Origin of the sequence: Pseudomonas sp. SIMBA_041 (assembly GCF_046535095.1) — a bacterium.
Taxonomy (GTDB): domain Bacteria; phylum Pseudomonadota; class Gammaproteobacteria; order Pseudomonadales; family Pseudomonadaceae; genus Aquipseudomonas; species Aquipseudomonas mucoides.
The window spans coordinates 1-264 of the sequence record NZ_JAWRXJ010000449.1 but is presented as its reverse complement, the minus strand read 5'-3'; the positions used below and the strand labels follow the sequence as shown (position 1 = coordinate 264).

Sequence of the window (264 nt, the reverse complement as noted above, 5' to 3'; positions counted from 1 at the left end):
CCTGCGCCAGCGCAAGCTGGATGCCGACCCGCAACTGATGCAGCACTGCCGCAACGCCGAGCTGGAAGAGATGCACATGGACATGGTGCAGAACCGCAAGGGCTTCGCCGAGAAGTGCAGCAACTTCGTCTACAAGCGCAAGACCTGCTGCACCCCGGAGCGGTTGATCGAAGCCTGGGCGCTGCCGCAGCCCGCCACTTTGATCGTCCGATCAGCCTAGCCGTCGGATCTGCTCGTCCACTCACGCCACGCAGCCGCAAAGGC

1 pseudogene is annotated in these 264 nt (G+C 64.0%); it reads left to right on the top strand.

Going from position 1 to position 264, the window contains the following annotated elements:
- Positions 1–220 (top strand): annotated as a pseudogene (locus tag SB725_RS31870) (formyl transferase); the annotation flags it as partial.
- Between the last annotated feature and the right edge of the window lie 44 nt (positions 221–264).